We start from the raw sequence: 9,908 nt of genomic DNA, 5'->3' as shown, positions 1-9,908 counted from the left end.
ATCATGGGGCGCATGTCTGCCAACCCTCAGGACGCGCTGCCGATCCGGCTCACCGTCGACGACAGCGATTCCCCCTCTGATGTCGTGGACGCGCTCTTCCTCGGGCGCTTCACGACGGGCGAGCAGCCGTACTCGCGCACCCGCACCCTGGACCGCGTCAAGTCCGGTTCGACCCTGATGCCGCCGGGCGCCCGGGTGCTGCGCACCGCCCGCGGCGACGACCGCAGCGCCGTCCTGGCGGAGGGCGACGGCTGGACGCTGCTGGTGTCCCGCTGGAACCGGGGCGCGGACGTGACGGTCACCGCGGTCGACGCGGAGCTGGCCGACCGGATCCTCGCCGCCGCGACGGACGGCGCCCAGGACGAACCGGAGCCGCAGCCGGAGAACGTCACCATGGGGTTCTGGTACCTGTCGCCCCGGCGCGGCCCGCACCGCACGACCCGGCAGATCGCGGCGGGCGCCTGGGACGAGGTCCGGCCCAACTACACGGCGCCGGTGGCGGACGCGCTGGACGGCCTGATGAAGGTCACGCCCGACGACATCGCGGGCCGCCTGCTGCTCCTGCACGGCCCGCCGGGCACGGGCAAGACGTCCGCGCTGCGCACACTGGCCCGGTCGTGGCGTGACTGGTGCCAGGTGGACTGCGTCCTGGACCCGGAGCGGCTGTTCGGTGACATCGGCTATCTCATGGACATCGCGATCGGCGAGGACGACGGCACGGAGAAGGGCCGGTGGCGGCTCCTGCTGCTGGAGGACTGCGACGAACTGATCCGCGGCGAGGCGAAGCACGCGGCGGGGCAGGCACTGTCGCGGCTCCTGAACCTGACGGACGGTCTGCTGGGGCAGGGCCGGAACGTCCTCGTGGGGGTCACGACCAACGAGGACCTGGAGCGCCTGCACCCCGCCGTGGTCCGCCCGGGCCGCTGCCTGGCCCGTGTGGAGGTCGGCCCGCTGACGCGGTCGGAGGCGGTGGCGTGGCTGGGCCGCGAGGACGGCATCGGCCGCGAGGGCGCGACGCTGGCGGAGCTGTACGCCCTCCGCCGCGGCACCAGCCCCACCACCCTCCCCGCGTCCCGCCGTGAATCCGCGGGCCTGTACTTGTAACCGGCCCGGGGCGCCGCCTGCCCGGGGCGCCGCCGACCTGCCCCGTGTGCGTCAGGGGCCGTAGACGGCTCGCAGGGCTTCTGTCGCGGCGGATCGGGCCTCCGCGTGGGTGAGGCCCAGGCGGCGGGCCTCCGCCGCGAACGCCGCCGCGGCCGCCGCGGCGCGGCGCTCCGCGGCGGAACCGGCGGCGGCGACGAACGTCCCGGCGCGGCCACGTGTCTCGATCACCCCGTCGGTCTCCAGCGCGCGGTACGCCTTGGCGACGGTGTTGGCCGCGAGGCCCAGATCCTGGGCGAGTCCGCGGACGGTGGGCAGCTTGTGGCCGACGGGCAGCCGGCCGCTCCGGGCCTGCTCGGCGATCTGGGCGCGCAGTTGCTCGTACGGCGCCGCCGCCGATTCCTGGTCGAGGACGATCTTCAAGGTCACGTGGCGATTGTCCCGCACCGGGGGAAAAGAAGAGGCGAGCCGTGGGCGGCCCGCGTAGCGTGCCCGTACATGACAGTGATCGTTCGTGACGTCCGCCCCGAGGACGCCCCGGCCGTGGCGGCGGTGCGGCAGGCGTCCGTGCCGTACCTGGTGAGCACGGCCGAGTCCCTGCTGTACGGCCTGGAGAACGCCAACCCGGCGCAGAGGTACCGGCTGCTGGTGGCCGAGCTGGACGGTGAGGTGATCGGCACGGCGCACGTCGGGATCGCCTACGACAGCCGTGACCCGGGCCAGTCGGCCACCACCCCGCACGTCCACCCGGACCACCGGGGCCGGGGCGCCGGCGGGCTGCTGCTGCGGGCGGCCGAGGAGCACCTGGCGGCGCACGGCGCGACGGCCGTGTACGCGATGGCGGCGGACCGCCCGGAGGTCCGCGCGTTCGCGGAGCGGCGCGGCTACCGGCCGGCCCGCTCGGCGCACTTCCAGCGGCTGGACCTGGTGAACGCCCCGCTGCCCGAGCTGCCGGACCCGCTGCCGGACGGGGTGGAGCTGCGCACGGCCGCGGACTTCGCGGCCGATCCGCGCCCGCTGTTCCTCGCGGACGCGGAGGTGACGGCGGACGAGCCGTCGGACATCGCCACGGAGCTCGCCGACTTCGACGACTGGCTGCGGCACACCTGGCGCAACCCGCTGGCGGACCACGAGCTGACGTCCGTGGTCCTGGTGGACGGGGAGGTCGCGGCGTTCACGATCGCGGAGGTGGACGGGCGGACGCGCTACGTCACGGGCATGACGGGCACGGTGCGCGCCCACCGGAGCCGCGGCCTGGCGAAGCTGGCCAAGACGGACTCGCTGCGCCGGGCCCGCGCGGCCGGCTACACGGACGCGTTCACGAACAACGACGCCGGCAACGGCCCGATGCTCGCGGTCAACGAGTGGTTCGGCTACGAGAGGTGCGCGACGGAGGTGACGTATGTCAGGGCGCTCGGTTGAGGTCGTCCTGCTGAAGGCGGGGCGCACGAAGATCCGGTACGCGGCGGAGGTCGTCTCCGACGACGGTACGGTGCTGACGGTCCGCGCGGCGTGGGCGGGCGAAGGGGTCCGGGACTTCGGGTTCGTACGCTTCGAGCCGGGCGATGTGTTCACGGAGCACTACTGGCGGGACCGGTGGTACTCGGTGAAGGAGGTCCGGGCGGCCGACGGCACCCTGAAGGGCTGGTACTGCGACATCACACGGCCCGCGACGGTCACACCCGGCGAGGTGGTGGTCGAGGACCTGGACCTCGACCTGTGGGTGTCGGCGGACCGGAGCCTCGTACTCCGCCTGGACGAGGACGAGTTCGCAGCGAGCGGCCTCACGACCCGCGACCCGCAGGCAGCGACCCGGGCCCGCGAGGCCCTGGACACACTGGAGCTGCGGGCCCGTCAGGGCAGCGACCTGCGGTAGCGGACACGGTCGTAGGGGCCTTCGGCACGCCGCTCCACGACGTCGTCCGGTGGTGCGGCACCGGCGTTTTCTGAGGGGGCTCTTAGCCGTTCCTTAAGCCGACCATAAAGATCGGCTTCTGGGGCTCTGAGCAGGCGATTTCATGGGGGCGACGGGCTAGTTTGCTGATCGTCGGGCCGGTCGGGCCATCGGTGCTGTCGGGGGGCCGCGCCGGTTTGTCCGTCCGCCGCCCGTCGCCGCCCCGGGCCGTTCCCCCGGGGCCGAACCCCCCACACCCGCGTTCCGCGAAGGAGATCCCTCCCCATGTCTGCTTCTGCTTCCCGTACCGCGGCCGCGACCGCGGCTCTCGCGTTTGCCGCCGTTCCGGTGCTGCTGGTCGGGCCGGGTGCCGCGCCCGCCGTCGCGCACGGTTCGATGACGGACCCGGTCAGCCGGGTGGCCGCGTGCCACGCCGAAGGGCCCGAGAACCCCCGGTCGGAGGCGTGCAAGGCGGCCGTCGCGGCCGGCGGCACGCAGGCGTTCTACGACTGGAACGAGGTCAACATCGGGGACGCCGCGGGCCGCCACCGCGAGATCGTCCCGGACGGCGAGCTGTGCAGCGCGGGCCGCGACAAGTACAAGGGCCTCGACCTGCCGCGCGCCGACTGGCCCGCCAGTCCGCTGAGCGCGGGCGGTCACACGTTCCGCTACAAGGCGACGGCCCCGCACCGCGGTTCGTTCGAGCTGTACCTCACCAAGGACGGCTACGACCCGTCCAAGCCGCTGACATGGGCGGACCTGGAGGAGAAGCCGTTCGCCACGGCCAAGGACCCGAAGCTGGAGAACGGCGCGTACGTCATCCGGGGCACCGTCCCGGAGAGGTCGGGCCGGCACCTCGTCTACTCGATCTGGCAGCGCTCCGATTCCCCCGAGGCGTTCTACACCTGCTCCGACGTCGTGTTCGGCGGGGCCGCGGCCGACCCGGGGCCGACGGCGTCCGCGCCCACCGACCAGCAGATCGCCGACAACGCCGACAAGTCGACCGTGGACCACGGCGGCCACGGCGGTGACAGCCACGGCGGTGACGCCCGGCCGTCGACCGCGCCGAGCAGTGCGGCGCCCGGCACGACGGCCGGCACGACGCCCGGCAACGCGCCCGAGCTCAAGAGCGCCGGCGCGCCCTCGCCCGTGGCGGCCGACCCGAGCCCCGGCGGCACGCCGGACCTCGCCGCCACCGGTGGCTCCGGCAGCACCCCGTACCTGGCCGTCGGCGGTGCCGTCGTGCTGGCGGCGGGCGCCGCGCTGCTGTTCGGAGCCGCCCGCCGCCGGATGTCCTCCTGAACCGTCAGCCCAGGACGGACGCGCACGTCGTCGGGGTGGCCCGCGCCGGGTCGAGGGCGTTGGCCACCTCGTGGAACGCGATCCGGCTGAACAGCCCTATCGCCACGTGCTCGGAGAAGTCGACGGGGCAGAGGTCCTGGAGGAGTACGTTCCGGACACCGGGCCCGTCGAGGAAGTTCGACCGGTAGGGCGTGGCCACCTGGTCGTACTTGGTGGCGATGACGGTGTAGCGGACGCCGGGGACGGTGTCGCCGCCCTCGTTGAGCTTCTGGAGAAAGGCGGAGCCGGGCACCTGGTCGGCCAGGCCGGGCGTCTTCTCGTCGATGAGGTCGGCCACGCCGGGGAAGTGCGGCAGCAGCCTGGTGAGCCCCATCAGGGAGGCGCCGTGGTTGTCGGGCGCGAGGCCGACGAGGGCGTTCACCTTGTCGGCGCCGCCGAGGAACTTGAGGTAGTGACGGGGCATCATGCCGCCCTGCGAGTGGCCGACGATGTCGACCTCGGCGGCGCCGGTCGAGGCCAGGACCTTGTCGACGTACGCGTCGAGTTGCTCCGCCGACTTGGCGATCGGCCCGAGGCCGTGGAAGAACGGCACGCCGGGGAGCTGCCCGTAGTCGAGCGAGAAGACGCAGTAGCCGCGCCGCACCAGGTAGGGGGCGAGGCCGAGCCAGTTGTCGACGGAGTTGCCGAAGGTGCCGTGCACCAGGACGACGGGGCGCGGGTGCGCGGCGGACGGCTTGCAGCCGTAGTCGTTCCAGCCCGAACCGGGCGCGCTGTCGGCGCTCGCCGCGCCGGAGGGGAGCAGGATCGCGGCGGCCGTCAGGAGCAGGACGGTGAGCGCTCTGAGGGCGCGGCGGATCCGTATACGTGGGGGCAGCATCGAGTGGTCTCCTCGCGGCTCAAGAAACAGGGCGATGGCGGTACGCCCCAGCGGCCCGGACCACTGATGGGGGTCGCACGGCACCCGGCGTGGGGCGCCGTGTGTCGTGCTTCGGCCAAGTTACGTACGAGTAGCGGTAAGAGGGAAGTTACGCGTCGGTAAAACTTGCCCCGGTGCCGCCGCGGCCGCTATGCGGCGAGGGAGCCGGGGATGATCACGCCGGGCCCGAACCGTGCCCGCGCCCGGTCCGCGACCTCCTCCAGGCGGCGGGCCTTCTCGTCGGCCGGGTCGAGGGAGAGCTGGTGCGCGGCCTGCTCGGCCCGCATCAGGCCCTCGGCGCGCAGCGCGAGGCCGCGCACGCGGGCGCGCTGCAGTCCGAGCCCGTCGTAGAGGGCGTACGCGACGGAGGTGAGCGCCGCCGAGTGCGCGGTCGGCTCCGGCAGGGTGCGCTCGCGGGTGGTGGTGGTCCGGTCGGCGTACCGGACGGTGAGGGTGAGCGCGCGGCACACCTGGGCTTCGCCGCGCATCCGCGCGCCCAGTTCCTCGGCCAGCGAGAGCAGCGCGCGGCGGTGCCGGTCGCGGTCCAGTTCGTCGCGCGGGAAGGCGCGTTCGGCGGCGACGGAGCGTGCGGCGCCGTTCGGGACGACCGGGGTGCGGTCAATGCCCCGCGCCCTCTCCCACAGTTCGCGCCCGGCGCGTGCGCCGACGATCCGCTGGAGCACGGCGAGCGGGGCGTCCGCGACCCGCCCGACCGTGTCGAGGCCGTACGCGCGGAGGGTACGGGCGGTGGTGCGGCCCACGCCGTCGAGCGCGTCGACCGGCCGGTCGCGCAGGAACACGGCCGGGTCGTCGCCCACCACCCGTGTCGTGCCGGGCCCGGCCTCACGCGCGGCCATGCGGGCCAGCATCGGGTTGGGCCCGGCGCCGATGACGCAGTCCACGCCGTACAGGGCGAGCGCCCGGACCCGGATCAGCGCGGCCAGTTCGGCGGGGCCGCGCCCGAAGTACCGTACGGCGCCGCGCAGATCGACGAGTGCGGCGTCCGGCGGTTCGGCCTGCACGACCGGCGTGAACTGGCCCAGCAGCGCGAGCAGGTGCGGCAGCATCGCCTCGGCACCGCCCCCGGCGCCCACACCCGCGGCCCCGCCCGCGGCCCCGCCGCCCGCGCCCGCGCCCCCGGCGACATCGGCGGCCGGTGCCGGCGGCTTGAAGCGTACGTAGAGGATCATGCGCACCTCACCCCGCGCTTCCCTGGCTCTGGTGCCATAGCTTGCGCCCCGGTGCGGCGGCATCGCCCGCCGGGCGCAGGTCGGCCCAGGGGTGCATCTCGTACCCGGTGGGCATCGTGATGCGGCGGTCGGTGCCGGAGGCGGGGCCGGCGGCAGGACCCGTGGCGGCCGGGCCGGGTTCCGCCAGGCGGGCGGCGACCGCGTCGAGGCCGCCCTGGTGGCGCAGTTCGACGAGTTCGGCGAGGTTCCAGGCGGCCGAGCCGACCACGCTGAGGCTGCGCGGGCCGCGCCGCTGGACCACCCCGCGCACCAGCAGCAGCCAGGAGTGGAAGACCGTGTGGGCGCAGCGCTCGTGGCTGTCGTCGAAGAACGCCAGGTCGACCAGGCCCGTGCCGTCGTCCAGGGTCGTGAAGATGACCCGCTTGCCGGAGCGGATGGGCGGGGTCTGGGTGGCCGCCTTGGCGCCCGCGACCAGCACGGTCTGGCCGTGCTTGGCGGTGCGCAGCCGCTGGGCGGTGACGACGCCGAGCTCCTCCAGGAAGGCCTGGTGGTCGGTCATCAGGTTCCGGGACGCGTCCATGGACAGAACGCCCAGCTCGGCGCTGAGCCGTTCGGCGTCGGTTAGGTCGGGCAGCCCGAGCGGCGCGGACCTGCGGCCGCCGGCGAGCGGCAGCTGGTCGCCGTACGAGCCGGTGCCGCGCTGCATACGGCGGAGTTCGGCGATGTGGAGCAGCAGGTCGCGGCGGTTGGCGCCGAACGCGTCGAGTCCGCCGACCTGGGCGAGCCGTTCGGCGACGGGCCGGCTGGGGCGGGCCCGCTCCCAGAAGTCCAGCAGGGACGCGTACGGCTGCCCGGCCTCGATACGGGCGGCCTCGGCCTCGCTGATCCCGTGGACGTCGGACAGCGCAAGCCGCAATCCCCATGTACGGGACGAACCAGACACACGATCAGACACCAGTTCGATACGGTGTGCGGTCCCCGACCGGTTCACATCCAGCGGCAGCACCGGAACGCCCTGCCGCCGCGCGTCCGCCAGCAGCAGCCGCTTCGGGTACATGCCCGGGTCGTGGGTGAGCAGCCCGGCGTAGAAGGCCGCCGGGTGATGGGCCTTCAGCCACGCCGACTGGTAGGTCGGCACGGCGAACGCGACCGCGTGCGCCTTGCAGAAGCCGTACGAGCCGAACGCCTCGACGATCTCCCAGGTGTGCGCCACGACCTCGTCCGCGTACCCCTTCCGCCGCGCCTGCCGCGCGAACCACACCTTGATGCGCCCCTGCGACTCGGGGTCGGAGAGCCCGCGCCGTACCGCGTCAGCCTCCTCGCGGCCGCAGCCGGTCATGATGTCCAGGATCTTGATGATCTGCTCGTGGAAGACCACGACCCCGTACGTCTCCGCCAGCGCCTCCTCCAGGTCCGGGTGCGGGTAGCGGACGGGTGCGCGGCCGTGCCGGGCGGCGATGAACGGGCGGACCATGTCGGCCGCGACCGGGCCCGGCCGGAACAGCGAGATGTCGACGACCAGGTCGTGGAAGGTCGACGGCTGGAGCCGGCCGATCAGATCGCGCTGGCCCGGCGACTCGATCTGGAAGCAGCCGAGCGTCTCGGTGGACCGGATGAGCCGGTACGTCGCCGGGTCGCCCGGCCTGACCCGCGCGGGGTCGTCGATGTCGATCCGCTCCCCCGTCGTGCGCGCGATCTCCGCGACCGCGTGCGCCATCGCGGACTGCATACGGACGCCGAGGACGTCGAGCTTGAGCAGCCCGAGCTCCTCCACGTCGTCCTTGTCGAACTGGGACATGGGGAAGCTCTCGCCGCTGGTGGGCACCACGGGGGTGCGGGAGAGCAGGGACGCGTCCGAGAGCAGGACGCCGCACGGGTGCATGGCGACGCCGCGCGGCAGCGCGTCCAGCGCCTCGACCAGCTCCCACAGCTTCCCGTGCCTCTCGCGCTCGCCCGCCAGGTGGCGCAGCTCGGGCAGCTCGTCCAGGGCGGCGCGGGCGTCGCGGGCGCGGATGTGCGGGAAGGCCTTGGCGATGCGGTCGATGTCGGCCGGGTCCATGGACAGGGCGGCGCCCACGTCCCGTACGGCGTGGCGGACGCGGTAGGTCTCGGGCATGGCGACGGCGGCGACCCGCTCGGGCCCGAACCGGTCGAGGATCGCGCGGTAGACCTCCAGGCGGCGGGCGGACTCCACGTCGATGTCGATGTCGGGCAGCGCGGGCCGCCGCACCGAAAGGAACCGCTCCATCAGCAGGTCCTGTTCGACCGGGTCGGCGTGGGCGATGCCGAGCAGGTGGTTGATGAGGGAGCCGGCGCCCGAGCCGCGCGCGGCGACCCGGATGCCCATGTCCCGTACGTCGTCGACGACCTGGGCGACGGTGAGGAAGTACGTGGCGAACCCGAGCCGTTCGACGGTGCGCAGCTCGTCCTCCAGGCGGGCCCAGTACTCCCGCTTCCGGTCGTGGCGGCGCAGCACCATCCCGGCGGCGCAGCGGGAGCGCAGCACGCGTTCGGCGGTGCGGCGGTGGGCGCCGACGAGGTGGGGTTCGGGGAAGTGGACGGTGCCGATGCCGAGGTCGTCCTCGGGGTCGACGAGGCAGGCCGCGGCCGTCTCCTCCGTGAGGGTGAGCAGCCGGTGCGCGGAGTCGCGGCGCAGCCCGGCGGCCTCCGCGACGCGCTCGGCGACGCCGGCCATGGCGGCGGGGTCCTTGAGCCAGCGCTCGCCGCTGTCGAGGCCGCGGCGCGGGTCGACGGGCACGAGGCGGCGGGCCGCGTCGAGGACGTCGGCCACCGGCCCCTGGCCGGGGTCGGCGTACCGTACGGCATTGCTGAGGACGGGGCGTACGCGCTGGTCGGCGGCGAAGCCGAGGGTGCGGGCGGCCTGCCGGAGCGAGCCGGGCCCGGTGCCGGTGCGGCCGTGGTGGACGACCTCCAGGCGCAGCGCGTCGCCGTACACCTCGCGCCAGGGGGCGAGGAGCCGGGCGGCGCGGTCGGGGCGGCCCGCGGCGAGTGCGCGGCCGACGTCGGAGTCGGGGCCGAGCAGGACGGTCAGGTCGTCGCCGTGGTTGTCGGCCCAGGGCAGCAGGACGGGGGCGCCGGTCGCGGTGGCGGCCGAGGTCCCGGCCGCCGCGTGGGCGGCGCTGATCAGCCGGCACAGGGCGGCCCAGCCGCGCCGGGAGCGGGCCAGGAAGACCGCGCGGGGCGCGGACTCGTCGACGAAGGCGCCGCCGCGCACGGGGGTGCGGCGCCGCTCGGTGGGGGCGGCGGGCTCCGGTGCGGCACGGTCGCCGAGCGCGAGGCCGGCGCCGAACAGGGGCCGTACGCCTTCCTTGGCGCAGGCCTGGGCGAACCGTACGGCTCCGGCGACGGTGTCGCGGTCGGTCAGCGCGACCGCGTCCATGCCCCGTTCGGCGGCACGGGCGACCAGCCGCTCCGGGTGCGAGGCCCCGTATCGCAGGGAAAAGCCCGAAACGGTGTGCAGATGCGTGAACCCGGGCACCCGCAC

The 9,908-nt window shown here is 74.4% G+C and carries 8 protein-coding genes; 4 read left to right on the top strand and 4 right to left on the bottom strand.

Translation table 11 applies throughout. The annotated features are described in order from the left end of the window. Nucleotides 1-12 precede the first annotated feature (12 nt). Nucleotides 13-1,104, top strand: a complete 1,092-nt coding sequence (locus HTZ82_RS22320; protein ID WP_175411230.1) for a DUF5925 domain-containing protein — start codon at nt 13-15, stop codon at nt 1,102-1,104. 51 nt (nt 1,105-1,155) lie between these two features. Here HTZ82_RS22320 and HTZ82_RS22315 read toward each other — a convergent pair whose 3' ends face one another. Continuing rightward, on the bottom strand, nt 1,156-1,530 hold the full coding sequence (locus HTZ82_RS22315) for a GntR family transcriptional regulator (protein WP_175411229.1): 375 nt from the start codon (nt 1,528-1,530) through the stop codon (nt 1,156-1,158). 69 nt (nt 1,531-1,599) lie between these two features. Here HTZ82_RS22315 and HTZ82_RS22310 point away from each other — a divergent pair, with 69 nt between their 5' ends. The 3 genes from HTZ82_RS22310 to HTZ82_RS22300 all read left to right on the top strand — a co-directional run bounded on the left by HTZ82_RS22310 (nt 1,600) and on the right by HTZ82_RS22300 (nt 4,297). Beyond that, nucleotides 1,600-2,523, top strand: a complete 924-nt coding sequence (locus tag HTZ82_RS22310; RefSeq protein ID WP_175411228.1) for a GNAT family N-acetyltransferase — start codon at nt 1,600-1,602, stop codon at nt 2,521-2,523. Further along, complete coding sequence (locus tag HTZ82_RS22305) at nt 2,504-2,977, top strand: DUF402 domain-containing protein (protein ID WP_175411227.1); 474 nt, start codon at nt 2,504-2,506, stop codon at nt 2,975-2,977. The genes HTZ82_RS22310 and HTZ82_RS22305 overlap by 20 nt, the downstream gene beginning before the upstream one ends. 303 nt (nt 2,978-3,280) lie before the next feature. Next, nucleotides 3,281-4,297, top strand: a complete 1,017-nt coding sequence (locus HTZ82_RS22300; RefSeq protein ID WP_175411226.1) for a lytic polysaccharide monooxygenase — start codon at nt 3,281-3,283, stop codon at nt 4,295-4,297. A 4-nt stretch (nt 4,298-4,301) separates the two neighbouring features. Here HTZ82_RS22300 and HTZ82_RS22295 read toward each other — a convergent pair whose 3' ends face one another. From HTZ82_RS22295 to HTZ82_RS22285, 3 genes are all read right to left on the bottom strand, one after another. Further along, entirely contained in the window at nt 4,302-5,174 is an 873-nt protein-coding gene (locus HTZ82_RS22295) for a triacylglycerol lipase (RefSeq protein WP_175411225.1), read from the bottom strand. A gap of 188 nt (nt 5,175-5,362) precedes the next feature. Next, nucleotides 5,363-6,280 (bottom strand): hypothetical protein, encoded by a 918-nt coding sequence (locus HTZ82_RS22290; protein ID WP_254712035.1) that lies wholly within the window; start codon nt 6,278-6,280, stop codon nt 5,363-5,365. Nucleotides 6,281-6,410: 130 nt separating this feature from the next. Further along, nucleotides 6,411-9,902 carry a DNA polymerase III subunit alpha gene (locus tag HTZ82_RS22285; protein WP_175411234.1) on the bottom strand — a complete coding sequence of 1,164 codons (3,492 nt, stop codon included), beginning with the start codon at nt 9,900-9,902 and terminating at the stop codon, nt 6,411-6,413. Nucleotides 9,903-9,908: the final 6 nt, after the last annotated feature.

This window comes from Streptomyces sp. TRM64462, from assembly GCF_013362995.1.
Classification (GTDB): domain Bacteria; phylum Actinomycetota; class Actinomycetes; order Streptomycetales; family Streptomycetaceae; genus Streptomyces.
This window is presented reverse-complemented; position numbering and strand designations above follow the sequence as displayed.